The organism is Legionella shakespearei DSM 23087, from assembly GCF_000373765.1.
GTDB classification, from domain to species: Bacteria; Pseudomonadota; Gammaproteobacteria; order Legionellales; family Legionellaceae; genus Legionella; species Legionella shakespearei.
Genome location: NZ_KB892396.1, coordinates 25,066 through 51,188 on the forward strand (window position 1 = coordinate 25,066; position 26,123 = coordinate 51,188).

The following is a 26,123-nucleotide window of genomic DNA, read 5'->3' on the forward strand; positions in this document are numbered from 1 at the left end:
GCCAAGGCTTCGAGACAGCGCTATCGCGCTTCCTCAGCCCGAACGGCATCGAAGTAACGACTGGATAAAACACGCTTCTTATCCGAAACTGATGTTAACTCACGTTAAGTTGTCCTGTATTACGTCTTTATCTAATACGGAGTACATCAAAATATAGAATCTAATTAATTTTATTAGCAAATTTATGCACTTTGACTAAACTTAAGTTATCAAAATAAAACGGCAGAGTTCTCTATGGACATAACTCCTTTTTTTAAATTGATGGTTGATAAGGGTGCATCAGATTTATTTTTCAGTGTAGGAGCTCCGCCCAATATTAAAATTGAAGGCATCACGTCCCCCATAGGGCAATCTGCAATTAAATCGCATCAAATGTCCGAAATTATTTTATCCATAATGAACGATGATCAGCAAAAAGAGTTTGAAGCCACTATGGAACTGAATATGGCTCTTTCCCTGGCAGGGGTTGGTCGTTTCAGGATCAATGTGTTTCGGCAGCGAGGCGAAGTGACTATGGTTGTTCGTTATATTAAAGGAGAAATTCCGTCTATAGACGATTTGAATTTACCTTTAATCTTAAAATCCATAGTACTGGAGTTACGGGGTCTGGTATTGGTTGTGGGTTCTACTGGTTCAGGTAAATCAACCACACTTGCATCAATGATCGATTACAGGAATGAACATCATAGAGGTCATATTTTAACCATTGAAGACCCTATTGAATACTTACACAAACATAAAAAATCCATAGTGAATCAGCGTGAAATTGGTATTGATACCATCAGTTATGACAATGCACTGAAAAATGCCATGCGCGAGGCCCCTGATGTTATCCTGATTGGGGAAATTCGAGATCGTAATTCCATGAAACATGCTATTGCTTATGCTGAAACGGGACATTTGTGTATTTCAACCTTACACGCTAATAATGCGAATCAGACCATGGACAGGATTATTAACTTCTTCCCTGAAGATGCAAAACCACAGGTTTTAGCCGACTTGTCCCTTAATTTACGGGCCATTATCTCTTTACGTTTGATTCCAGGAATAGACAATCAGCGTGTGGCGGCTGTTGAGATATTAATCAATTCTCCTTATATTTCCGACTTAATTGAAAAAGGAAAAATCGACGAAATAAAAGAAGCCATGGCACGGGGTAATGAGCAGGGAATGCAGACTTTTGATCAGGCTTTATTGAAATTATACAATGAAGGCAAAATTACCAAAGAAAATGCCATCAAATACGCTGATTCCAAAAACAATGTGGGCTTACAGATTCGCCTTAATGAAGAAACATCATTTGACCAGGATCAGAATTTAACCATTCAGCCTGATGAATTGGATAAATTCAAATAAGATACACTATAAGTCGCTTCTAGTTCCTATTTAATCGGTTAAAATTTGTTTCATTTAATATTATGTTAATCTTAATTGAATAATATTGGATTAAATGTATTAAATTGAGTCTTATATATGAATCCCGATGTACTCTATATTCAAAAGCAAGTTAAAAAGCTTTATGCAAGCCTGAGCCCTGCGATACAGGATGGATTAGCAGACTGCAATGTTTCATTCCTGGCTCATATACGCAGCGGCCAATTTAAAGCCGCTTACGAGGATGCACGGGTCATTTATAAATTCGCTAAAAAACCGGAAACAGAGTTGAACACTCTCTTTCACAATCTGCTTTTTGCTGAAGACGTTATTACACCCGATTCGGTTGTGTTTATCCATAAAGAATCGCCTTACCGTAGTTCGTTGCAAGTTCTGGGGAGAGAAGTAGGGTTTTCAGTACAGGAGCATGAGTTTACAAACAGTTACTGGACTAAAGATTATATGATTTCCACTGGTAAGGAAGTTGTAGTACCTGTAAAAGATTCACGGACAAACTATTTCACTGCAGGATTTATGAATCAGGCAAAGGCTAATCGTAGCCTTTATTATGCGCCCCTTCAAATGGATGAGCATCATCGGGCAAAGTCAAACATCAGTTCACCAAGTCAGTGGCAAGCAGAAGAACTTTTAGCTCACTCAACGTTTGCCAGAAAATCAGTGTTAGAAGGAGGGAATTTCTTTTGTGCTATTAATGAGCAAAAAGAACGCTATCACATAGTTGGCGAAAATGCCATTTCTGAAACCATGGCTTATAACAATGTGGATAGGGAACAGGCCATAATTTATTTAGCCAAAGATTTGTCCTGTTCTGTTGAACAGATATTGCCTATTCCACAATGGACTTATCATCTGGATCTGCAAATGGCATATCTGGGTAAAGGCCAGTTCATTATTCATTCTTTTGATCAGGATAAAATAGATTTTGGATTGTCAGACGTAGAGATAGATGGCATTAGAAAGACCTTTGAAGTGCTGAAGGATTTATTTGAAATAAATATTATAGAAGCTACGCGTGAGATATTGGAAAAGCATGGTTTTGAGGTGACTAAGGTGTTTGGCTGTTTGTTTTATCTTACTGATGAAACTGACCCGGAACAGCTTAAATACGTACCTTATTGCAAAAGCTCTGAAGGTTTTGATGGCGCCCTGGCTTTAATGATGAATGGTATAGCCCTTGATTTGGGCGAGAAAGGTCGTCATTTTATTACAGCACGGCAAGATTTACCTTTATTTAGTGAGCAATTTGCTTCTTCTTTAAGAGATTTAGGGGTAACCCGTGTGCATGGTGCTGATATGCTGGAAGCTTATGATTACAGCGGCGATTTCTTAAGTACGTTACTGGGCATTCAAGGTGCCTGTAATGTAAGTCAAGTTGCAGCATATATGAATGGTGCATTACGTTGCCAAACATCGATAGTGAGTAAAACACAATCAACTGCCTTTCATCCAGACGTGTCGAAACACCGTTTCTTTAAACATGTTGAATCTTATGATTTAGCTGAAACAGAAACTTCTGAACATCCGGTCGAATGCGCCACCAGCACGTCGCAATTTCGTAATCAGTAGTTCGAGCTACTGTTCAGTGCCCATCAGATTCGTAGCCCGTATTAGGCGTCAGCCGTAATACGGGAATTAGCTTATTGCCACTTCGATCCCGTATTACGGCTGACGCCTAATACGGGCTACGTTTTGTGCCACATCATATGGGTTTATGAAAACAACCCATATAAAATGGCTGAGATGGATATAAGACCCATGATGGTGATGAATATATTGCTAAGCTGATTACCGTATTTTTTCATAGCGGGCACTTTGGCTATTGCATACATAGGCATAATAAACAAAAGAATAGCTATTACCGGGCCGCCTAACGTCTCTATCATTTTTAAAATATTGGGGTTTACTGTCGCAACAATCCAGCAAGTCACAATCATGAACAGTTCAATAATACGTTGCAGCGAACTTTTACCGATGGTTTTACCTGAGGATTTTAGTGATTTAACGATAATGCCGCTAAGCCCCTCTTTGGCTCCCAGATAATGTCCCAGAAATGATTTTGAAATGGCGATAAAGGCTATAACAGGAGCAACATACGCAATGAGTGGCGTATTAAAATGGTTGGCCAGATAAGAGAGTATCGAAATATTCTGTTGTTTTGCCTGCATTAAATCCTGTGGTGAAAGACTAAAGACACAGCTGAACACAAAAAACATTACAGAAAACACCATCATTAAATGACTGTATTTCATAATCAAAGAGCTTTTTTTGTCTGCCTGATTGCCGTAGTGTTGTTTTTGGCTGACTGCAAAAGAGGAAATAATAGGAGAGTGGTTAAAAGAAAACACCATGACTGGGATAATAAGCCATAAAGTCATCAACAAACCATGCCCGCCATTTGCCTGCAAGGAGTTACTGTGTTGCAACACTGCCGTGTTCCAGTGCGGAATTAAATATAAGGATAAAAGCAGCAGGATAGTGGCGAAAGGGTACACCAACACGGACATGGCTTTTACTATGATTTCCTGACCCAAACGAATTATGGTCATGAGTCCCAGAATTAATGCGATAGCCAGTAGCGCCCGCGGTGGGGCACTTAATCCCATCTGATTCACCAGGAAACTCTCGGTGGTGTTGGTAATGGCGATGCTATACATCAGCAAAATAGGGTAAATGGCAAAAAAGTAGAGTCCAGTCAGTAACCGCCCGGCAAAAGAACCAAAATGTTCTTCCACCACATCGGTAATGTCGTTATGGTTTGAAGAGCCAGACAAAACAAAGCGGCAAAGGGCGCGATGCGAGAAATAGGTCATGGGGAAAGCAAGGACAGCCATGATGATTAAGGGCCAAATGCCATTTAAACCAGCATCTATGGGAAGGAATAAAGTACCCGCACCTATAGCTGTGCCATAAAGGCTTAGCATCCATATTGTATCTTGTTTTTTCCATTCTGAAGAGCGATTGTCAGCTGCTTGAGATACTATAACTGCCGATTCATTTAAAGACATGAACACATCCTCGTTACATTACTGATGGGTGAGAAATTACTTGGCTGGTCAATTTTAACACTATAAAGTCAATGTTTCAACAGAAAACTTATTAATCATATCGAAGAGAATTCAACAAAGCAATAGATTTTCCGGCGATAATTTCGTCAAGTGGTGTACTCTTCAGAAGTTCACGTTTATCATTCGACCATGGAATTTTAATTAAAGGAGTAATGATGAATAGGATATTTTGTACTTTAATTTTTTGGTTTCTGGTGGGAGCAGCCCATTCTTTTTCTGCGTTGCCAAATCATGCCAGTATTAATTTTACCCTTTCGCAAGATAAGGGAAATTGTCCGGCACTACTTGATAACGCACGAGTTGTTATCGATTATGATTATAATTTTGAACGCAACTGGGGTTTGGCACATTTGAGGGAATTGCAGTCTGCTCATTGGAGTGAAGAATTGCATCCTTTAGGTTTAAGTAATTATTATGCCTTTATGTCGAGCATGAAGCCCAAAACCATTCAACTTGATGGTGGGGAAGTGACGGTTTACCGTATTATTTTCCATCTGTACAACAATGGCGACAGCAAGGTGTTCCTGATGATTGGCCAAGATGGAAGTTGCATTATGGCTTCAAATATTGTGAATGTTAATTCTTGAGAAACAGTGAGTGTAGCCCGGCTTGCTTGCAACCGGGAAAGAGGGCTTGGTCAGGTATCTACTCGTTGGTAGTAATTTTATCCTCTGCACCCTTTTTCATCACTATAATGCTGATGCGGCGGTTTTCCGGATTAAGGGGATTCTTTTTATCCAAAAGAACAGTTGATGAAAAGCCCGAAACGGTCATTACCTTATCTTCATTCATTCCGGCTTTAATCAGTGCTCTGCGGGCTGCGTTCGCTCTTTGGGAAGATAATTCCCAGTTGGTGTAATCAAGCTCTTCCGGATTGTGGTAAGGACTGGCGTCAGTATGCCCCTGAATGGTTATTTTATTGGGTACGGAATTTAACAGTTTGGCTATATTGGCAAGAATAGGGTCTATTTCCGGGTTGATTTTATCAGATCCTACATCAAACATCGGTTTGTTTTGATTATCGATTAACTGTATTCTTAAGCCGTCTGAAACCACATCCATTCGCAATTGTTTTTTTAATCCGGCCAGAGCGGGATCTTGTTCAATACTCAAATTGATTTCTGATTTAAGTTCTTCCAGTTTTTTTAGTTCGGCATCTTTGGACTGAGTTATTTCCTTGCTTTCTGCTAATGTGTCATTTTTAAGCGGTTTATTAGAGGCAGATACTTGTCCGTCACTTTCTTCTATATTGGGGCCGCCTCCTTTGATGTTGATTTGCCGGCTACCCATACTGTCGCCGCCAAAAAGTGCTACCTTCAACGGCTGCTTAAAATATTCAGAGATCCCTGCCTTTTGTGCTTTGTTTAATGAAGCAACCAGCCACATGAGGAGAAAAAAGGCCATCATTGCCGTAACAAAGTCTGCATAGGCAATTTTCCATGAGCCACCATGATGCCCATGACCATGCTTTTTAATTTTTTTAATGATGGGAACAGGAGCCGCCTTTTCCTTTTTTTCTTTTTTCTCTTTCTTTTCTATGGGCTCATCAGGCAATGGATCACTAATATCATTTATTTCGCTCATGGTTATACTCTAACTTGCTGCAGGTTCAGCGGATTCGGGAGCTGCGGCGGATGCTGCTGGTTTGGCATTCTTTATCTCATCATTTAACTGATTAAAGGATGGCCGTTCCGCAGAGAACAGTACTTTACGCCCAAATTCTACTGCTATGATAGGCGGATTATTATGTAGACTGGCCAGAATGGTGACTTTAATACATTGCAGCATTAATTGTGTCTGGTTGGCACGTTGTTCCATAGCCGTTGCTACAGGACCTACAAATCCATAACCAATTAAAATACCTAAAAAGGTTCCCACCAGCGCATGGGCAATCAATACCCCTAACTCAGACGGGGGCAAACTGATGGATTCCATAGTGTGTACCACTCCAAGAACCGCAGCAACAATACCAAAAGCAGGCATTGCATCAGCAACTTTGCTGATGGCGTTAGGCGGGATCATCTCTTCTTCATGATGCGATTCAATTTCCATATCCATCAGCGCTTCGAGTTGGAAGGGCTGCATATTGGAGGTGATAATGAGCCTTAAATAATCACAAATAAACTCAATGACGTGATGTTTGGCCATTAAGTTGGGATAGCTTGAAAAAATAGCACTTTTTTCCGGCTCATCAATATCACTTTCAAGAGACATCAAACCCTGTTGTCTCGCCTTGTTTAACAGGTTGTACAGCAGGGCAAGCAAATCAACGGACATGGCTCTTGCTGATTTCTGACCACGAAAAACTCCAGGAAGCGCTTTAAATACGGATTTTATTACCGTCATACTATTACCTACTATAAAGGCGCCCAAGGCAGCTCCTCCAATAATAAGTAATTCCAGGGGTTGGAATACGGCGGCAAGATGTCCCCCTGAAAGGGCGAAACCACCAAATACACAGAGTAATATTACTATATAACCTACTATAATCAGCATTTCATCACCGAATCTATTGTCATAATTATTGGGCCAGATAATCGTGAACCACTTTCCCATAGGGCAAAGTTAAATCTGACTGGATATGAATTGCACTTACTATCCTGCGTACAGGAAGGCTTGCCACTGGGGCCAGTGCATGATGCGCTAATTCCAGTTGCGCGGGTCCTTGCCATGCTCCTTTAACAGTAATGTCTTCCAAATGATATTCTACCAATTCACAAATTCGTGTACTTCCATCTACATGTGGAATTATTTTAAGTAAATAATTGGGAGAAGTCATTGATTCTGCTACTTTTTTTGCATCCAGAGTTTCGTATTTATAGCCCATGGTTGCTGTAGCCACCCGGCAAGGACCATATTCCAGAGTACCGAGCAAGGTTTCATTAACCACCTGTAATTTGGGTTGCGCCAGCTTTTTAGGGAAGCCCCAGATTTCACGACCGCCAGCTATAGGTGGCTGATCATCCAGATACATGGCATGAGTATAGCCGCCAGTCTTTCCTTTATAACGGACTGGAATGACCTGGCCAGATTCGGTGTAATCACCAAAGCCAGTTGAATCAGGCATACGGATAAATTCGAATTTAACCAGAGGCTCTGTGACCTCCAGAGGTTCAGGAACCACTTCCCGCAGTAAATCCAAATCAGTTTCATAAGTAATGATTAAAAATTCCCTATTGATAAAGCGATAAGGTCCCCGAGGATAAGACGGGCTGGCGATAGGCATGGCAAATGCCTTTTCTTTTACCTCTGCTTCATTCATCCAGATGCTCCTTCATTTTATTCACACGGGCCATGTCATGTAAGACTATGCCTTCTGTTATCGGTATTTTTTCCTTCCATGGCGATTTTTTAATTGCCTTTTTACCATCGTGATAACCATAAGTGATTAGTTCAGAGATGGATTTTTTTGAAAATTCATAATCTTTTGAAGACAGTTCAGTACCATCATGCTCACACAAAAAGTTAACCAGAGCAATCGTGGTTTCCTCTCCCCTTGAAATACATTCTTTGATTTCGTGCGCTTCTTTAAGTTCCCTGGGGACTAATTTTGATAAGACATGAATGCTGTTTTTAAGCGTCTGTACTTGTTTGTACACATCAATCATGCGATTCAAACGACTGGCATATTCTATATCTTTTTTACGCTTTATAATCTCATCAAAATTTTTAGGATCGAGACCATAGGAGTCAAATAATTGCACCATAAAACAGAGCAAATGTTTTTTATCCTGATTACATAATACGTAGGCCACGGGAGTGTTGCTCGCCAAACCACCATCCCAATAAAATTTGTCATCTATTTTTACAGCCGGAAAACCCGGTGGAAGTGCTCCGCTAGCCATAATGTGTTCCGGACCGATTTTTTGCTTGTGCGAATCGAAATAGATCATCTGTCCCGAACAAATTTCGACGGCACCTACACATAAGCGTGTCACTTTCTGATTGTTGATACGTTCAAAATCAACGAATTTTTCCAGGGTTTCTTTTAAGGGAGAAGTATCATAATAACTTAAAAAATCCGGCGTATTATGCCAACCTGAATGAGGTGACGGAAAACGGGGGATAAAGAAACCGGGCTGCCCATAAAGGATAGCATTCTGTGAGGACATATAATGATGTAACTGGCGGCTGAACTGGTCATTAGGAAATAACTCATCAATACAGCTTTGCGTGGCGATAGACTCCCAGAATTGGTACAGTTTTTCTATTCGTACTTTTTCCGGGTTACCCGCAGCAATGGCTGCATTGATTGCACCAATAGAGGTTCCCACAAACCAGTCAGGATAATAGCCCGCATCATCCAAAGCATGCAAAATTCCAGCCTGATAGGCTCCCAAAGCGCCGCCACCTTGAAAGGTACAGGCTATGTTCGTATATTGCTGCCGGTTTTTATTATTATTTTTTGCTCGTACCATGGTTTACTCCATAAACCATCCATGACTTACTATCAATGATTGTCCGGTCAGTGCATTGGATTCAAATGATGCAAAAAATAATGCAGTTTGTGCTACATCATCTGTAGTTGTAAATTCACCATCAACAGTTTCCTTCAACATAACCTTTTTGATAACGTCTTCTTCACTGATACCCAGATCTTTGGCTTGTTCTGGTATTTGTTTGTCTACAAGCGGTGTGCGTACGAAACCGGGGCATATAACATTGGCACGTACATTATGAGCAGCGCCTTCTTTAGCCACTACTTTGCATAAACCGAGTAATCCATGTTTTGCTGTAACGTAGGGTGCTTTTAATACAGAAGCTTCTTTGGAGTGAACTGATCCCATATAAATCACGCTGCCTCCTTTGCCAGAAGCATACATGTGCCTGAGGGCGGCGCGGGTAGTTAAAAAGGCGCCGTCCAAATGGATGGCTATCAGTTTTTTCCAATCGGAAAATTCCAGTTTATCTACAGACTCTATGAATTGAATTCCGGCATTACTGACCAGCACATCGATACTGCCAAAGCGATCGGCTACAGCGTCTATGCCTTGATTCACCTGAGCTTCATTCGTCACGTCCATGGCTACAGCCATGGCATCACCACCCAGCGACTTGATTTCTTCGGCCGCAAGATTTGCCTGGGCAAGATTCATATCCGCAATAGCAATTTTTGCCCCTTCACGCGCATAGACCATTGCGATTTCTTTGCCTATTCCGCTGGCAGCGCCCGTGATTACCGCAACCTTACCTTTTAGTTTCATCGCAACTGTCCTTAGTATTTGATTTTTCTATTTTAAAGAGTATAGCAATGGAATTTTTATATTGCTGTATGAATTTGCAAGAATTTTCAGAAAAAAGGGAACAAAGTATTTATATCCCGTATCAGGCGTTAGCCGGAATACGGGATGGAAGTATGAACTGTCCTGTATTCTGGCTAACGTCCTGATACGGGATACGTACTGAATTAGCGGTAATAGTAAGGTGAACCATAGTAATAAGCGCGTCTTCTATCCTGATCTCTACCGATAGAATTACCGACTAAAGCACCTGCGCCAGCACCAATCACAGTACCCAAGGCAGATCCCCCTGATACTGCATAGCCTAATCCCGCACCTACAGCCGCACCGCCTGCAGTTCCTACTTCGGTATTAGAACAACCAACGAGCATGGTGGTTGAAGCTCCTAATGCAAACAATGTAGCAATAATGTTCTTTTTCATTTTGACTTCCTCTTTAGTTTGTCACCTTCACTTTGAATAATAGTACAAAAAATAAGAGATGTGTAAAATAATTATTCATATAGATTATATTTGTTTCATTTGGGCGTAGCCTTGATATATTTAAATCAATTGATTGCATTTTTCAGGATAAAAATTTACTCGGACCCTGCTTTTCCAGTAAGATAAGCTTATTAACAATAATAAAAACAAGAGGGCAGCATGTTTAGAGGAAGTATAGTAGCCTTGGTAACACCCATGCACAATGACAAAGTAGATGTTCCCCGTCTGCGTGAATTGGTTGAATTCCACATTGAGAAGGGAACTCACGGTCTGGTTGCCGCCGGCACCACCGGAGAGGCGGGTACTTTATCACATGAAGAAAAGCTCCTGGTGATCAAAACAGTCATCGAACAGGCCAAAGAGCGAATTCCTGTTATTGCAGGAACGGCTATGAACGCCACCAGAGAATGCATTGAACTGACTCAAAAAGCAATGGAATATGGGGCTCATGCTGCTTTGATCATGACTCCTGCTTATATCAAGCCCACTCAGGAAGGGTTATACGCGCATTACAGCCAGATAGCAGAAGCAGTACCCATGCCTATCATTTTATATAATGTTCCCGGGCGAACGGCTTGTGACTTGTTACCAGAAACTGTAGCCAGACTTGCGAAAATATCCAACATAATCGGAATTAAAGAAGCCACAGGGCAAATGACCCGCTTACAGCAAATTCTGCGCCTCTCTGAAGGAAGTATTGACGTATACAGTGGTGATGATCCTACCAGCGCTCAATGGATGTTGTCAGGAGCCAAAGGGGTGATTTCTGTGACTGCTAATGCTGCTGCAAAATTAATGGCTAAAATGTGTGATTTGGCTATGGATGGTGATCATGCCGCCTGTCTGCGTTTGCACGATCAATTAATGCCGTTACATGAGTTAATGTTTATTGAGGCCAATCCAATCCCTGTGAAATGGGCAATGAACAAAATGGGATTGATAGGTGGTGAAATCAGATTACCGTTGACGCCGTTATCTGAAGTACACCATCAGTCATTAGAAAAAGTACTAAAAAGTCTGGAATTGATTTAATTGGGGAACGTTGTGAAAAAATTGAGTTGTGTTGTTTTGGTAGCCTTGGCTTTATCATCTTGTAATTCGCGTTATTCCAGTGGTGGAGAGCATGTGTATTTACAAAGTCGTAATGGAGTGGATCTGGATGTACCAAAGCCATTGACTCGGGCAAATATCAGTAATTTTTACAATTTGCCCCCACAAAACCAGGATGCACGGGTAAGTATTGCTCCGCCTGGTGAATAGATACATTTTATTATCCTGATTTGGCAGGCTGCCAAATGCAGGATTAACACAAGGGATGATTATGACGCCATCAGAATCAGGAGAGTTGCTCATTGTACAGGAGTTGTCCCAGCGCATCGTGGAAGCGCAACGCAAGATCAGGATTCTGGACAGTATTAAATGGGATGACGCGGTACGACAGGAGTTTTTTAAGGCAAAAGGCAAAAAGCTTCCACCCGTTGACAGAGCATATTATGAAAATAAGCCTTTGCCTTTTGATGTGCACGAAAAACAGGAAGAGTTCAGGCTGATTTTACGCGATGCGCAAAATCAGCTTGGACAATACTCCACTTTGACCCGCTTAATCAGACGTCAGTGTGAAGAGTACAGTCGCGCCACGCACATGTTGGCCGTGAGAGGGACACCGGCTTTTAGTGAATTGGCCATGGAATTATATGGCAGTCCTGATGATGTGTTTTACGCCGGAGGCCCCAGAATGTGCGAGATGGGGACTCTGTTATTTGATGTGCTGACTGATCTGAATGTTCAATTGCAGTCAGAGGCTGATATCAAGCGCTACACGCCGCAACAGGCACAGGAAATATTGCAAGCACGATTAAGCCATTTTTTTACCAAACATCCTGGGAAAGTGACGGTGATGATCAGTGACGGCATGGTTGCTGATGCCGCAGCAGGAGCAGACAGTATCAAGCTAAGCCAACAGGCGATGTTCAGTGATCGGGATTTGCGTTATCTGGAAGTCCATGAAGGATGGGTACATGTTGGTACCACGCTTAATGGTTCCATGCAGCCTAATTGTTTTTTTCTCTCTAAAGGTTCTCCCTCCAGTAGCGTCATTCAGGAAGGTTTAGCCGTAATTACAGAAATAGTTACGTTCTCTTCCAATCCAGGACGAATGTTGAAGATTACCAACAGGGTCATTGCTTTGGATAAAGTCACGCAAGGTGCTGATTTTCTTGATATCTACCGTTATTTTGTAGAGTGTGGCCTGACGGAAGATGACAGTTACAACCAGACCGTTCGGGTGTTTAGAGGAAGTACGCCAACAGGCGGCCCTTTCACCAAAGATTTATCATACGCTAAGGGTTTTGTCCTGATTTATAATTACATCCGTTTTGCTATTGGTCAGAAACGGGTTGATTCTATTCCCTTATTATTTACGGGTAAATTAATTCTGGATGATTTGCCTTTGCTCGGAGAATTGAAAGAACGCGGCATTTTAACCAATCCGGTTTATTTGCCACCGCCATTTCAGGATTTGGCCGCATTGAGTGCCTGGATGAGTTTCTCCTTGTACCTCAATCAGTTTGACTTAAATGAAATTCAGAAAAATTTCCGCTTTTTACTTATCTGACAGACGCATTTGATCAATGCGTCTGCATCTCTCCCAGACGGAAAGGATAATCGTGCCTGCAACGTGCGTAAGCCGCACCTATTTTTTCCGGGGTAGGATAGAAGGCATAATGGGTGGCATTGTAGGCGCAGCAGGGAAGCGAGCTGACAAAACATCCTCTTTTGGCATTCCAGACTAATCCTGTTTCAGTCGGCTCTAAGGTTCTGCCATCAAAGCAGACATAGCGCGGCTGGTCTGGTTTCCCTCCCTCAATACAGCCTTGAGCATGGATAAAATTCATGATCAGCATGAGTCCAGACAATATTATTATTTTCATTTGTTTGTCCTTAAACTTGCTATACTTCTAACTATAAACTTAGCTGAAGTTTAAATCTATTCAAGCCTTTGGTGAAAATGACCGTGATATTTAAGGACAATTTAATAATTCAGGCTTAAAATATATACATGATGATTGATGGAGTGCTTAAATGCCTAATAGCAGTGACATTAAGAATGAATTAACGAATAGAACTCTTCTCGGGGACAGGGACGCACAAATAGGTGCTCTAGATGCTTTGCTTCTGGTGGATCCTACTAATACAAGTGAGTTCAGAAAAGCATTAATAGCCCATCAGGTATTTTGGAAAGCGCAACCATATTTTGCCGCTGCCGTTTTTGAAGACAATGAGGCCCTCTTAACGGTTGATACACCGCTTCAGGAACTTCATGCATTGGCTGCTCAGCAGAGAGTGGTTTTGGGGCTGTCGGAAGTGGATCCTGAAGTTTTAATCAAAATTCTTTCGAATAATCAGGATGAATGCCGTGCTTATTTAGCCAGTCTGGAAAAATTGGGGTCTTTGAAGCAGGCTCATGGCTGGCAGCCTGACATTGTACCTGCTGCTAGTATAAAACCGCCACCACCTCCGGCAAACAGTCATACTAATGTTCTGTCCAATGAAGCCATTGCAGCAATAAAAACAGAGGCTGCAAATATTCATCTGTCGCAGTTGATTGAATCAACGAAGGAACATGAATTATTAAGTGCTGTATTAAATGCCAAGACCAGACCTGATTTTGACGCAGCGATCAAGAAAATTGGTTTTCCTGCTGCAGGAAATGGAGCCTTGAGACATCCGTTAAATGAAGGACAAATAAAAGAGCTCAAGGACAGCATTGCCTCTATCGAGAAAGCCATGTTACATAATTACATTGAGCATCATTTGGATGCCGCTCAATTAAAGGCTTTAGATGCCACTGAGGATTTGGATAAATTTAAAGAAGGACTAAATAAAATTGGTATCACTTCTACTGATTGGGTTGAAGATGAAGATTTAAAAGATATCAAGCAATGGATTCGTTCCCGTCAATTTGTCCTGACAGTGAAAGAATCATCGCAACTGGAAATAAACTGTCACCAACATTTGCTTAATATGTTTGACACGCTTCCAATAGACAAACAACGCGATTTATTGAACAAGCCACAAGTACTGCAGAAAATTTTACAGGCAAGGGATGCAGAAACGGTAGGGCATTATCTGGGTAAAGGAATAGAAGGAGTAAGTTCCTTTCTTCGCGAAAACGAATTAAATGCCAGCTATAAAGGCATACATAACGCTGCAGTTGCCAGAGCACTGGCTGGTTTTGATCCTGTGATCAGACTCGATGACACCCAGGTTTCTAAAATTAATGAAGCGTTGTTGGCAGCCAATGAAACCCCAAATGTGTTTACTGATGTGGCTTTATATAAGAGTTTTGTTGATCAAATCAGAGCTCAATGCGGTGCTGTAGATGCAAAAACCTTTAACGAAGCATTCAACTTAAATCAGGCTGGAACCGCTTTTAGTGTTACAACCCCGGTGAAGGATGCTATTGCTGTCCAGGCTGCGCATAACAAAGATTTATTTACAGCGTATGTACTTCCTGAGCATGCAGGGCATAAACAGCTCCTGGATGTATTGCTGTCTTTGGATAAAGAGCTATCTATTAAAGCCGACCAAATTAAACCTATAGAGGGGCTGTTTGATCAATCCAAGTCAGTGAGAGAGTTTATTAACTCACTGATTTCTGAACCAAAGCCACCAGCTCCTGCTCTAATTCCCCAGGTTCGTAGCTTCAAAACGAGATTGCTTAATGAGTTTTCTCCTGCTTTATTTGATGAAATTAAGCAGGGTCTGCTCAAGGAACAATTTAAACTGGCGAGTGTTGATGACGTCACTAAAGCCTTGACCAAAGTGCAAAAAGATTTAACTGACATGCAGGCATTGCATAAACCTATAGTTGATAATGTCAGTCATTTTAAACCTTTAGAAAAAGTAGAACCCCACCATTTATACAACCCTGCCTTTCATGGTACGGCACAAGTGCATGCTGCTGAAATGAAAGAGAAATATCAGGAATTTTCTAATACCTGTAATGACATAGTAGATCAGTTAAGACGTAATAAAAATCATTTGGAAGATTATTTAAAAAGCCTTCCCAAGGATGCGGACTTACATGCCAGTTTACCCTTGGCTGAGAGAAAGAAAATTGAAGCCTTACGTAAAGAATTGGCAGCAGAATTGGTTGTAGTGAATAAGAATCTTGAGTTTTATGAAAAAGTCCAAGAGAAGTTATCTGGCGAGAAGGGGATTTTGCAAGCCATTGATGAGGCAAAAGCAGGGAATAAAAGTTATGTGTTTCATGCCGAAGGGGTTACCCGCAGGTTCTCAACTTTGGGTAAAATGAATACTTTGACTAAGGCAGATAGCGTGCCTTTGCCCCAAAATACTGCAGTGAAAACCGGCCAACAATCAGATGAAACAAAGAATTTTGTCTTAGGCGAAGCCATACCTGAGGGGCAAATTGCCGTCTTTGACGTGGTTAAAACGAGCTATAACAGCAGTAAAGCAGTAGAATTTGAGTCCCGTGGACGTTTTACCCATGATCCTTCACCTCCCGCAGCGGTAACCAGCAAGGGTGACAAGATTACTAAAACTCCTGGAGGAAAGTTTGAAATTATTGAATTTCCGAAACAGACAGTACCCCCTCCAAAGCAAGGTTCAGCAGAAGATGTACGACTCACCAAGGCAAGGATAGAGTTTTCTATGACCATGGCGGCAGAAATTTTGGCGAGTATGGAAGGACCTCCTACTAAAAGTAAGCCTTTAAGGTTGTATGGGGCTAATGAAGAAGAAATGAGGTATTTGTGGACAGCTCTTGTTGTTCTGGGAGAAAAGGATCCCAAAATGAAATTTGGACCTGAAGCTATAAAACTGGATAAATACGGGGATAATAATTTTGATCCCAGTCAAGAAATGGGTCGTTTTTGGGGTTATAGCAATGAATCCTTGTATACAAAATTCAAACAGGATCAGTTTAAAACATCAGTAGAGAAAAAATCTGAGGATCTGGCTGAAGTAACTCAGGATAAATTTGGTAAGAAAGATGAGCAGGAAAATATGGATGCTAAAGTGATAAAAGCGAATGAGTCCTTTAAAAAGGATTTACAGCAAGTAAGAGCAAAAGCGAAACAAGACACAGCAGAACATGGTCCTGCTGTGAGTCCGAAACGGCCAGGTATGTAGACAGTCTGCTATCTATCCAACTGGTGAAAGAATAACAGACCCTGATATACTGTAATAAAAATAAGGGGCATAACGTGAACTCAAAACAATTGGCTATAGGCGTATTTGATTCGGGAATGGGGGGCTTGACCGTTTTAAAAGCCTTGCGCACTTCCTTGCCGCATGAGTCTTTTGTCTATTTAGGTGACACGGCCCGTCTTCCCTACGGTACTAAAAGTCCGGACACGGTGAAGCAATACGCCATGCAAATGGCTAAAATTCTGGTGGAACGTCAGATTAAAGCTTTGGTAATTGCATGTAATACTGCAACGACCGCAGCATTACCTCATTTGCAAAGCATGTTGAGCGATATACCGGTGCTTGGCGTGGTTGCACCGGGTGCTTCTGCTGCTGTGGCTGCGACTAAGAATAAGCGGGTTCTGGTATTGGCTACTGAAACGACTATTGCTTCGAAGGCCTATCAGGAATTGATTGTGAAGAATCTGCCTCAGGCGGTGATTAATACGCGTGCCTGTAGTGTGTTAGTCGCTTTGGCTGAAGAGGGCATGGTAGATAATGCTGTTGCCCGTGAGGCATTAAAGCATTATCTGGATGGTTTTACTGATGAAGATGCGGTGTTATTGGGATGTACTCATTTTCCAGTATTTAAATCGCTATTAACTAGCTTACTCCCGGATGGTGTTGTCATAGTAGATTCCGCTCAGGCAACAGCTTTGTCTCTTCGTAACCTGCTGCAAGAGCAGAATTTACTGAATGACGGGATTGCACATCAAGCAACGAAATATCTGGTCACGGACTCGGTAAGCAGATTCCAAAAAGTAGGGCAAATCTTTTTAGGCGAGGCCCTATCTTTTGGCAGCATCGAACTGGTAGACGCGCAAGGCAATTAATACGCGCCTGTAGCCCTGTTGCTCTTTGCCATTACCCGATCCACGTCGTCCTGAGCGCGTCTTTTGGCGCGAAGGATCTCCAAATACTGGCACCATGCCGCTTTCAGGAGATCCTTCGCGCCAAAAGACGCGCTCAGGACGACGTGGATCGGGTAATGGCAAAAGAGGTGTAAAAGAGGTGTAGAAGAGTCAGTTGCTCGCAACCGGGATCGTGCCACTTCGATCCCGGCTGCAAGCAGACCGGGCTACAAACCCAAGTTCTGCTAAAACAACACACAACCACCTGTTGCATTTTTATTTTTGGAGTTGTCATCCTCGAGACTTATTTCCTCCATATAATTCAAATCCTTATAAACAATGAGTGCGCTTTGCAATAGATCATTAGCTAAACTAAATACAGGATCAGACTCCTTATAACTAGAAGTCAGGTTATTTAGCATGCCAAGACAAAAGGCGTAATCTGAATCCTGATCAACAAGAGATTGTTTTAAGGCTGCAAATGATCCTGTTCTTGGATTAACAGGGTCAGGGCATTGTTCTAATGAAGCCAGATGCTCTAACACTGTCGGAAGCAGGGGATTACAAAGTGCAAGTAATAGACTATTTCCTTTCATATGTAGCAATGTATAAGGCGACTCTAATAATTCCTCCAGGAAACGAATTAAAGGTGCGGTCCTGGACGAAAAAGGAAGAGCTGCAAATAGTTCTTTGGCTCTTTTATGGTTTTCGATTCGATCTATAACTTCTTGATTCCACTCGCCTAATTTAGCAAGTAAAAACACGGGATAACCTGAGCTGCATTGCAGTGAGAGAATGGATTGAGCGAGTTTAAAATTTATTTCAGCGATGGATCCAACTTTTTCAAAATCAGCAATTAAGGTGTTAATCAAACGTTGGCTTGCCAGATGATCAGAATGACGTTTGTATGACTGCTTCAGTAATTCGGTATAAATGTAAGGTAAGAAATTTTGTACATACATAGAACGAACCTTAGTTTCAGGTCGAGTTCATCCTACATTCCATTTATTCTTCTTTTGCTGGACGACTCATCAAATTATTTACTGCCTCCTTGGCCTGCAACTTGTTTTGCAATAATGCATTGATTTGTTCACAAATCGGCATTTCTATTTTATTTTTTTGGGCAATAGCACATATTTGTGCCGCATTATGTTTTCCTTCTACAACTTGACCAATGTGCTTTTCTGCTTCTGCTATGGAGCTTTGTTGCCCTAATAACAAGCCAAAACGACGATTACGTGATTGGTCATCAGTACAGGTTAATACCAGATCGCCAACTCCGGCCAAACCGATAAAGGTTTCCTGTTTGGCGCCCAAGCTAAGCCCCAAACGGCTCATTTCAGCCAGTCCACGAGTAATCAAAGCAGCTTTGGCATTAGAGCCATAACCCAGTCCGTCACTGATCCCGCAGGCGATGGCCAAAATATTTTTAACCGCCCCACATAACTGGACGCCAATAAGATCGTCACTCAGGTATACACGTACATTACCATGATGAAATAATTTATGCACCTTTTTTTGATAGGATGAATTATTTCCAGCCAAAGTCAATACGGTTGGTAAATAGCGTGCCACTTCTTTGGCAAATGATGGGCCGGAAACCACTGCAACAGGAAAGTCAGCCCCCCAGCGGCCAGCGACTAATTCACTTAACAACTGATGGGTTACAGGATCAACTCCTTTAGTGATCCAGATTAAACCTTTAGGGGCTTTATTAATTTGTGATAATAATTCAGCAAAAGCATGAGAGGGGACGGCAATAATGACGTATTCTGCCTGTTCCAGGCATTCATTCAAGCTCACTGCAGGAGTCAAATTTTCAGGGAAGGGAACCCCGGGAAGATAAACAGAATTGCACTTTTCCTCTGCCATGCGATGAACATGCTGTGGGTTATGCCCCCACAGCAGGACTTGATGCCCTCCCTGAGCCAGATGCAAAGCAACTGCAGTTCCCCAGGAACCAGCACCTAATATGGCAATGGTTTTCGCATTCATTATTAGTGAGCTATTTCTTCTTTAGCTAATTGTTGCTTTTCAGCCATTTGCTGCATGTATAAGGCATCAAAATTGATAGGTGCCAAAACCAGCTGCGGGAAGCTGCCACGAATAACTTGTGAGGTAATCGCTTCACGGGCATAAGGGAACAAAATGCTGGGGCAGAAGCTGTTGAGTAAATGATCCAGTTGGTTCACTGCAGCACCTTGAATAGTAAATATTCCAGCCTGTTTTACTTCAACAAGGAAGGCAGTTGCTTTTTGGTTGGCAACTGTTGCTGTTACTGTCAGTACTACTTCAAATACACCATCTTCCAATTGAGTGCTGGTAGTGTTTAAATCTAAAGACAGTTCAGGCTCCCATTGTTGCTGGAATACAGCAGGAGTGTTGGGTGCTTCATAAGATAAATCTTTAATATAAATCCTTTGAATCATGAATTGAGCTTCGTCATTTTGTTGTTGTTCGTTATTAGCTTGTTCAGTCATGATATTGCTATCCTTTTAATAGTTGGTTCAATTTTCCCTGGGCTTCCAGGGCATATAAATCATCGCAGCCACCAATAGCCTGGCCGTTAATGAAGATTTGGGGTACGGTTCTTCTGCCGCTTTTAACCATCATTTCTTCACGTAACTCGGGTTGCAGATCAACACGTATGTCCGTAAAGCTTATGTTTTTGCTGTGAAGCAAATCTTTTGCGCGAATGCAGTAAGGGCAAGAGCCAGTACTGTACATGATGACTTCAGCCATGAATCTATTTTCCCTTAACGACAGGAAGATCAGCATTTTCCCATGCGTTCATTCCCCCGCCAAGTACGGTGGGTTGATAGCCCAGGGCTTTGATTTTTTCAGCTGCTGCTGAAGATTGCATACCACGGGCACACACAAGAATCACAGGCTTATTTTTATATTTATTCATTTTAGCCTGTTCAAAATCTTCAGCGCTACAATTAATCGCGTCGATAATGTGACCATTTTTAAAAGTTTCTTTATCACGCAAGTCAACGACTACTGCATTTTCATTATTAATTAGATCAACAGCACCGTGAGGACTAAGTTCTTTGGCTTTCTTTTTTTGTGTTACCAGCTCGTTAATAAAAGTTAAGAGTAAAATGACGATAAAAGCAAGCCAGAGTTGCCAGTGATTGCTAATGAATTGCCCTAAATGTTCCATATATTGCTCAAGATTTTTATAATGATGTGCGAATTATCCTTAGATTGGGGGGGGAACGCAAGGGGCACTATCATTAAGTTGAGGAATTCCACCGTCCCGCGGCTTGTCCGCGGGATCCAGAGATCTCACCCTGATCTTGGTTCCCTGGATCCCGCGGACAAGCCGCGGGACGGCGGAGTAGCGCTTAACTTAATAGCAGAGAACGCAAGGGGCTGCTTTAAGTCAGAGCGGATTTTCTTCGCGATTTTTTTTCAGCAATACATAGACGGCACCATGTCCGCCGTCTTTAGGCAACGCGCTATGAAAAGCCAAAACTTCATTGAATTGCGGCAACCAGCGATTAACAAGATTTTTTACTACCGGTGGCGCACCCTGATGGCCGCCTTTCCCATGAATAATTAATAAACAGCGTTTACTCGTCTGAATTTGATTGTGGATAAACTGACACAAGGCATGACGTGCGGCTTCTGTTTTCATGCCATGTAAATCAAGTCTCGCCTCCCAGGGAATCTGGCCGTTTTTCAGTTCACGAAACCTTTTACTGGTGATGCTGGAGTCCGCATAAGACAAGAGAGAGTCGGACAAGACAGTCTCATTGATAAAATCAGATAAAAAATATTCTGTGGCTGGAAGTGGTTTTTTCTGATGGGCTGATGGCCGCCTGGAGCATGGCGTGGGTATTGATACAGGGGGCGCCGGATCTTTAACTCGTTTTGTTTTTTCGTTTAATGGCTTAACCGTCCGCATATGCTCGCGAAACAGAGCCTTGTCCTCATCGGACATGAAATCATCAGCCATTTGTGCACTAATTTATTTATAATAATCAAATTATAACTTAGATTTGTTGTAATTTCTCAAGATTCGTAGCGGTAGTTCCTGCCACATCGATCCCGGCTGCAAGCAGACCGGGCTACAAGACCATGACACATCTTTGTCATTACCTCGATTCACGTCGTCCTGAGCGCGTCTTTTGGCGCGAAGGATCTCCTGAAAGTGGCATAGTGCCAGTATTTGGAGATCCTTCGCGCCAAAAGACGCGCTCAGGACGACGTAGATCAAAGATGTATAGAAGAGACAGTTGCTTGCAGCCGGGAATGATGTGGCAATGAGCCTATAAGAGGGTTGAAGTATCACGTGTATAGAGTACAATTTGTTCTTTTTCGCGCATTATTTAGGGTCTTATGAGCAGCTACATTATTAAAGAAACTGAAGAACTGGTTACTATTCTTGATTTTTTACGTTTTAGTTTATCCTGTGCTATAGACGCCAATTTATATTATGGCCATGGTACTGATAATGCATGGGATGATATGCGTTCCCTGATTTTGAGAAGTTTGGCGCTGCCTTATGATGTTGAGCCGGCTTTATTAAATGCCCGCCTGACTACCAGTGAGAAAAAGCATCTCTGCCAACAACTGGACAAGCGTATTAACCAACGGGTTCCTGTACCTTATTTAATTAAGGAAGCCTATTTTTATGACTTGCCTTTTTATGTTGATGAACGAGTCCTTATTCCCCGTTCACCCATAGCCGAGTTAATCAGTAATCAGTTTTCACCCTGGATAGAGGCTGATAATGTCCACCGTATCCTGGATTTGTGTACGGGTAGTGGTTGTATCGCTATAGCCTGTTGTTATGCATTTCCTGAGGCACAAGTCGATGCAGTGGATATATCCAGTGAAGCTCTGGCTGTAGCGGCTATTAATCGTGAACAGTTAGATGTAGAAGAACAGTTACAGTTGATTGAATCCGATTGTTTCGCAAAGGTACCGCATGTGAGCTATGATTTGATAGTAAGCAATCCTCCTTATGTCGGTAAAGAAGAGATGCAGACTTTACCTGATGAATACAGACATGAACCAGTTTTAGCATTGGAAACCAGCAACAATGGCCTGGCCATTGTTGAGCGTATTTTAAAAAATGCTGCATCCTATCTTAGCGAGCATGGTGTTTTGGTAGTGGAAGTAGGTAACAGTGAAGAAGCATTATGCGAAGCTTACCCTATGGTTCCATTTACCTGGCTGGAAATGAGTCATGGCGGGCAGGGGATATTCCTGCTAACAAAACAGCAGTTGGAAGAGTTTTTCTAATCAGGCGGGCTGAATATGTCGGGAAACACTTTTGGAACATTATTTAAGGTAACTACCTTTGGTGAAAGCCATGGACCTGCCATTGGCTGCATTATTGATGGCTGCCCTCCCGGTATGTCGCTGAAAGAGGAAGATATTCAACCTTTTTTAGATAAACGTAAACCAGGCCAGTCAAAATTTACCACCCAAAGAAGGGAAGACGATAAAGTTCAGATTCTTTCCGGGGTCTTTGAGGGCAAAACGACTGGTGTTCCAATTACCTTGGTGATCCATAATACCGATCAGCGCTCCAGTGATTATGAAGACATTAAAACGATGTTTCGCCCGGGCCATGCTGATTATACTTATCATCATAAGTACGGCCATCGTGACTATCGCGGCGGAGGCCGTTCTTCCGCGCGGGAAACTGCGGCACGCGTAGCGGCAGGTGCGGTTGCCCGGTTGTATCTGCAACGGACTTTAAACGTGGAAATTGTGGGTTATTTGCAGCAAATGGGTGATTTGGTTTTGTCCTTTGAGAATGAAGCAGAAATTAACAACAACCCGTTTTTTTGCCCCAATAACAAACAGATTCAGGATTTAGCTGATTATATAGAACGTTTGCGTCGGCAAGGTGATTCAGCAGGAGCCAGGCTTAAGGTTTTGGCCAGAGGCGTTCCTGCCGGTTGGGGTGATCCGGTTTTTGATAAACTGGACGCGACTTTAGCTTATGCCATGATGTCTATCAATGCAGTCAAAGGAGTAGAAATTGGCGCAGGCTTTGCAGCCGTGCAGCAATTAGGCAGTGTGCACAGAGATCAAATGACACAGCAAGGTTTTTTAAGTAATAATGCCGGAGGTGTTTTAGGTGGTATTTCTACGGGGCAGGTTATAGAAGTGAGTATGGCTTTAAAACCAACTTCCAGTATTACTACTCCTGGCAAGACGATTAACACTGCAGGAGAAGAGGTCACTGTAGTGACTAAAGGGCGGCATGATCCCTGCGTAGGAATCAGGGCTGTTCCTATAGCTGAAGCCATGATGGCCTTGGTTTTGATGGATCATTATCTGCGTCATAAAGCGCAGTGCATGTAAGAATAGGCTTCCCGCATTACGCTTTGCTAATGCGGGCTACGGGTCTGAAGCCTTTGTAGCCCGTATTAGCGAAGCGTAATACGGGATTGGGGTGGCACCGGAACCATGATCCCGTATTACGCTGACGCTAATACGGGCTACGAATCGATGAGAAAAGAGGGTAATAATGAGCAGACAATTAAATATAGCTATAGTGGGGGCTACAGGTGCTGTAGGAGAGACCTTTTTAACCGTACTGGAAGAGAGAAAATTTCCGGTAAAAACTCTTTACCCATTAGCCAGTTCTCGCTCAGCAGGTAAAACCGTCTTTTTTAAAAACGAGCAATTAGACGTTTTGGATTTAGCCGATTTTGATTTTTCCAAGGTAGATATTGCTTTATTTTCTGCCGGAGGCTCTGTATCTAAAGAGTTTGCACCAAAAGCAGTAGCAGCGGGATGTATTGTCGTTGATAACACGTCCTGTTTTCGTTATGAAGACGATATCCCTTTAGTAGTTCCTGAAGTGAATGCCCATCGCATTGCTGACTACAAAAAGAGAGGCATTATTGCCAATCCCAATTGCTCGACCATTCAAATGGTTGTTGCTTTGAAACCTTTATATGATGTGGCCGGTATTGCACGCATTAATGTCGCCACGTATCAGTCAGTATCAGGTACGGGTAAAAAGGCAATCAGTGAGTTGATCTCTCAGGTAGCTGATCTGTTGAATGGCCGTCCCGCAAAGACTGATGTTTATCCGCAACAAATAGCTTTCAATGCTCTCCCGCATATTGATCAGTTTGAAGATAATGGGTACACGCGTGAAGAAATGAAAATGGTATGGGAAACACGTAAAATTATGGAAGATGAATCTATAATGGTTAATCCGACTGCGGTCAGAGTTCCAGCTATTTACGGCCATTCCGAGGCGATTCATGTGGAGTTGAAAAAACCGATGACGGCAGAAGATGCGCGTGCCATCCTGTCAAAAGCACCAGGTGTTAAAGTAGTCGATAATGTTGCCAAATCTTCTTATCCTACAGTAATTAAAAACGCTGTGGGTCATGATGATGTATTTGTCGGACGTATCAGAAATGATATTTCTCATCCTTGCGGATTAAATTTATGGGTGGTCGCAGACAACATCCGTAAAGGTGCCGCAACCAATGCGGTGCAAATTGCAGAAATTCTGCAAAGAGAATATTTGTAACCCCCTATGTAAGGGCTACGACCCTGAATCCTGGGTATTCCCGGATCCACGTCGTCCTGAGCGCGTCTTTTTGCGCGAAGGATCTCCCGAAGTCGGCATGGTATTTGGAGCTCTTTTTTAAATTTCAAACGGACTTTGAGATGCGAAAACGCTGTATTACTTGATTTTTGTTATCTGTTACGCCACACATATACATATGATAAAAAAACTAGAAAGGGCTGCGTCTGCTTTTGGAGAATGGGGTAACTTCCGGGATTCAGGTAAAGCATAAAATAAATTGAAGATCATCCTTCAGTTGCTTGATGCTGCCTCAAAACCCGAAGACCTTGATTTGCCGGGAATGAGATTTCATTCCTTAGTCAACAGGGTCATATTGCGTTGTGTTGCAGGGCTATGCTTTATTGAGTTGATTTGCTACTCTGGAAGAGCGAAAAAACTTATTAAATGGAGAGGATACTTGAATGAAAAAAGCCAGAGTGCTGTTTGGGTTAACTGGGATTGTTTTATGGGGTGGCGTATCGGCGGGCACTATGGGCTCTGCTGTACCTGATGCTGCGTTCCGGTGGGTGGGAACCTTGAGTGTTGGTCCTGTGTGGTCAAAAGCTGGGGAGAATCAGAGTTTTTATTTAACGCCTGAGATAGAAAAGACTTATGTCGCGTATAAGTCGAGTAAGGCACTGGCATCTGGGGAGTTGTTTTTAGGAGGCCAAAAACGCTTGAGTGGTGATTGGCAGGGTCAGATGGGTCTGGCTTTGGGTCTTTCCGGGAATGCAAAAGCTCAAGGGATTATATGGGATGATAGCGACTCGCTATTGGATAATCATGCGTATGCTTATAAGGTGCAGCATGGTCGTGTTGCGGTTAAGGGGAAATTACTTTATGACTGTGGCGGTTTGCTGACTCCCTGGATAAGTGGCAGTTTGGGGATTGGCTTTAACCGTGCACATGGGTTTAGCAATACGCCATTGATTTTTGAGGCCTTGTCTAATACTAATTTCGCGAGCCATACCCAAACAGCCTTTACGTATACGTTAGGCGTCGGCGTGCAAAAGAGCCTGAATGAGCACTGGCAGTTGGGGGCAGGTTATGAGTTTGCCGATTGGGGCAAGAGTGAGTTGGGGCGTGATGCGGGGCAAAGCTTAAACAGTGGCTTGAAGCTGAATCACCTGTACACCAACGGGGTGTTATTGAATGTGACGTACCTTTCATAAGGACTTGGAGCATCATGAGTAAACACAATAAGAAAACAAAAGGATGTTTAGGCATTTGGGTGGCGGGTGCCAGTCTATTGATAAGCAGTAGTGTGCACGCAGGCATTCCGGTATGGACGTATTCGGCACCGAGTCCTGCAAGTGTGG

General features: G+C 42.5%; 26 protein-coding genes. 12 read left to right on the top strand and 14 right to left on the bottom strand.

The window, feature by feature from the left end:
* Positions 1–234 precede the first annotated feature (234 nt).
* Together B094_RS0107500 and B094_RS0107505 are read left to right on the top strand one after the other, a co-directional pair.
* Positions 235–1,356 carry a PilT/PilU family type 4a pilus ATPase gene (locus tag B094_RS0107500; protein ID WP_018577194.1) on the top strand — a complete coding sequence of 374 codons (1,122 nt, stop codon included), beginning with the start codon at positions 235–237 and terminating at the stop codon, positions 1,354–1,356.
* A 117-nt stretch (positions 1,357–1,473) separates the two neighbouring features.
* Positions 1,474–2,961, top strand: coding sequence for a hypothetical protein (locus B094_RS0107505; RefSeq protein WP_018577195.1), 1,488 nt, complete (start codon positions 1,474–1,476; stop codon positions 2,959–2,961).
* Between the two features lie 143 nt (positions 2,962–3,104).
* Here the strand turns inward: B094_RS0107505 and B094_RS0107510 are convergent, their stop codons facing one another.
* Positions 3,105–4,400 carry a serine/threonine transporter gene (locus B094_RS0107510; protein WP_018577196.1) on the bottom strand — a complete coding sequence of 432 codons (1,296 nt, stop codon included), beginning with the start codon at positions 4,398–4,400 and terminating at the stop codon, positions 3,105–3,107.
* Positions 4,401–4,612: 212 nt separating this feature from the next.
* On the opposite strand from B094_RS0107510, the gene B094_RS0107515 reads away from it, so the two are divergent.
* Positions 4,613–5,047 carry a hypothetical protein gene (locus B094_RS0107515; RefSeq protein WP_237762312.1) on the top strand — a complete coding sequence of 145 codons (435 nt, stop codon included), beginning with the start codon at positions 4,613–4,615 and terminating at the stop codon, positions 5,045–5,047.
* Positions 5,048–5,105: 58 nt separating this feature from the next.
* Here B094_RS0107515 and motB read toward each other — a convergent pair whose 3' ends face one another.
* The 6 genes from motB to B094_RS0107545 all read right to left on the bottom strand — a co-directional run bounded on the left by motB (position 5,106) and on the right by B094_RS0107545 (position 10,122).
* Positions 5,106–6,044: a flagellar motor protein MotB gene (gene motB, locus B094_RS0107520; RefSeq protein ID WP_018577198.1), complete on the bottom strand. Its 939-nt coding sequence runs from the start codon at positions 6,042–6,044 to the stop codon at positions 5,106–5,108.
* A gap of 9 nt (positions 6,045–6,053) precedes the next feature.
* Entirely contained in the window at positions 6,054–6,956 is a 903-nt protein-coding gene (motA, locus tag B094_RS0107525; RefSeq protein ID WP_018577199.1) for a flagellar motor stator protein MotA, read from the bottom strand.
* 25 nt (positions 6,957–6,981) lie between these two features.
* Positions 6,982–7,722, bottom strand: a complete 741-nt coding sequence (locus tag B094_RS0107530) for an acetoacetate decarboxylase (RefSeq protein ID WP_018577200.1) — start codon at positions 7,720–7,722, stop codon at positions 6,982–6,984.
* Complete coding sequence (locus B094_RS0107535; protein WP_018577201.1) at positions 7,715–8,878, bottom strand: patatin-like phospholipase family protein; 1,164 nt, start codon at positions 8,876–8,878, stop codon at positions 7,715–7,717. Before B094_RS0107535 ends, B094_RS0107530 begins: the two co-directional genes overlap by 8 nt.
* 3 nt (positions 8,879–8,881) lie before the next feature.
* The gene (locus B094_RS0107540) at positions 8,882–9,664 is read right to left on the bottom strand and encodes a 3-hydroxybutyrate dehydrogenase (protein WP_018577202.1); all 783 of its coding nucleotides are present in this window, start codon (positions 9,662–9,664) and stop codon (positions 8,882–8,884) included.
* Between the two features lie 203 nt (positions 9,665–9,867).
* Positions 9,868–10,122, bottom strand: coding sequence for a glycine zipper domain-containing protein (locus B094_RS0107545; RefSeq protein ID WP_018577203.1), 255 nt, complete (start codon positions 10,120–10,122; stop codon positions 9,868–9,870).
* A gap of 219 nt (positions 10,123–10,341) precedes the next feature.
* Here B094_RS0107545 and dapA point away from each other — a divergent pair, with 219 nt between their 5' ends.
* From dapA to B094_RS0107560, 3 genes are all read left to right on the top strand, one after another.
* The gene (dapA, locus tag B094_RS0107550) at positions 10,342–11,214 is read left to right on the top strand and encodes a 4-hydroxy-tetrahydrodipicolinate synthase (protein ID WP_018577204.1); all 873 of its coding nucleotides are present in this window, start codon (positions 10,342–10,344) and stop codon (positions 11,212–11,214) included.
* 12 nt (positions 11,215–11,226) lie between these two features.
* On the top strand, positions 11,227–11,442 hold the full coding sequence (locus B094_RS0107555) for a hypothetical protein (protein WP_026253934.1): 216 nt from the start codon (positions 11,227–11,229) through the stop codon (positions 11,440–11,442).
* A 61-nt stretch (positions 11,443–11,503) separates the two neighbouring features.
* The gene (locus B094_RS0107560; RefSeq protein ID WP_018577206.1) at positions 11,504–12,796 is read left to right on the top strand and encodes a flavohemoglobin expression-modulating QEGLA motif protein; all 1,293 of its coding nucleotides are present in this window, start codon (positions 11,504–11,506) and stop codon (positions 12,794–12,796) included.
* Positions 12,797–12,809: 13 nt separating this feature from the next.
* On the opposite strand, the gene B094_RS0107565 is transcribed toward B094_RS0107560, so the two are convergent.
* The gene (locus B094_RS0107565; protein WP_018577207.1) at positions 12,810–13,112 is read right to left on the bottom strand and encodes a hypothetical protein; all 303 of its coding nucleotides are present in this window, start codon (positions 13,110–13,112) and stop codon (positions 12,810–12,812) included.
* A gap of 151 nt (positions 13,113–13,263) precedes the next feature.
* On the opposite strand from B094_RS0107565, the gene B094_RS0107570 reads away from it, so the two are divergent.
* On the top strand, positions 13,264–16,338 hold the full coding sequence (locus tag B094_RS0107570) for a hypothetical protein (RefSeq protein WP_018577208.1): 3,075 nt from the start codon (positions 13,264–13,266) through the stop codon (positions 16,336–16,338).
* A gap of 74 nt (positions 16,339–16,412) precedes the next feature.
* Positions 16,413–17,228: a glutamate racemase gene (murI, locus tag B094_RS0107575; protein WP_018577209.1), complete on the top strand. Its 816-nt coding sequence runs from the start codon at positions 16,413–16,415 to the stop codon at positions 17,226–17,228.
* Between the two features lie 263 nt (positions 17,229–17,491).
* Here the strand turns inward: murI and B094_RS0107580 are convergent, their stop codons facing one another.
* The 6 genes from B094_RS0107580 to B094_RS0107605 all read right to left on the bottom strand — a co-directional run bounded on the left by B094_RS0107580 (position 17,492) and on the right by B094_RS0107605 (position 21,210).
* A complete protein-coding gene (locus B094_RS0107580; protein ID WP_018577210.1) occupies positions 17,492–18,208 on the bottom strand; it encodes a hypothetical protein in 717 nt (238 codons plus the stop codon).
* Positions 18,209–18,251: 43 nt separating this feature from the next.
* On the bottom strand, positions 18,252–19,241 hold the full coding sequence (locus tag B094_RS0107585) for an NAD(P)H-dependent glycerol-3-phosphate dehydrogenase (RefSeq protein WP_018577211.1): 990 nt from the start codon (positions 19,239–19,241) through the stop codon (positions 18,252–18,254).
* Positions 19,242–19,243: 2 nt separating this feature from the next.
* Positions 19,244–19,726 (bottom strand): protein-export chaperone SecB, encoded by a 483-nt coding sequence (gene secB, locus B094_RS0107590; protein ID WP_018577212.1) that lies wholly within the window; start codon positions 19,724–19,726, stop codon positions 19,244–19,246.
* Positions 19,727–19,733: 7 nt separating this feature from the next.
* On the bottom strand, positions 19,734–19,988 hold the full coding sequence (grxC, locus tag B094_RS0107595) for a glutaredoxin 3 (protein ID WP_018577213.1): 255 nt from the start codon (positions 19,986–19,988) through the stop codon (positions 19,734–19,736).
* 4 nt (positions 19,989–19,992) lie between these two features.
* Positions 19,993–20,412 (bottom strand): rhodanese-like domain-containing protein, encoded by a 420-nt coding sequence (locus B094_RS0107600; protein WP_018577214.1) that lies wholly within the window; start codon positions 20,410–20,412, stop codon positions 19,993–19,995.
* Between the two features lie 222 nt (positions 20,413–20,634).
* Positions 20,635–21,210, bottom strand: coding sequence for a Smr/MutS family protein (locus B094_RS0107605; RefSeq protein ID WP_018577215.1), 576 nt, complete (start codon positions 21,208–21,210; stop codon positions 20,635–20,637).
* Between the two features lie 383 nt (positions 21,211–21,593).
* Between B094_RS0107605 and prmB the strand changes: the two genes are divergently transcribed.
* From prmB to B094_RS0107625, 4 genes are all read left to right on the top strand, one after another.
* Positions 21,594–22,502: a 50S ribosomal protein L3 N(5)-glutamine methyltransferase gene (gene prmB, locus B094_RS0107610; RefSeq protein WP_018577216.1), complete on the top strand. Its 909-nt coding sequence runs from the start codon at positions 21,594–21,596 to the stop codon at positions 22,500–22,502.
* Between the two features lie 15 nt (positions 22,503–22,517).
* Positions 22,518–23,576, top strand: coding sequence for a chorismate synthase (aroC, locus tag B094_RS0107615; RefSeq protein ID WP_018577217.1), 1,059 nt, complete (start codon positions 22,518–22,520; stop codon positions 23,574–23,576).
* A gap of 166 nt (positions 23,577–23,742) precedes the next feature.
* A complete protein-coding gene (locus tag B094_RS0107620; RefSeq protein ID WP_018577218.1) occupies positions 23,743–24,765 on the top strand; it encodes an aspartate-semialdehyde dehydrogenase in 1,023 nt (340 codons plus the stop codon).
* A gap of 461 nt (positions 24,766–25,226) precedes the next feature.
* Entirely contained in the window at positions 25,227–25,976 is a 750-nt protein-coding gene (locus B094_RS0107625) for an outer membrane protein (RefSeq protein ID WP_018577219.1), read from the top strand.
* The last annotated feature ends 147 nt before the right edge of the window (positions 25,977–26,123 follow it).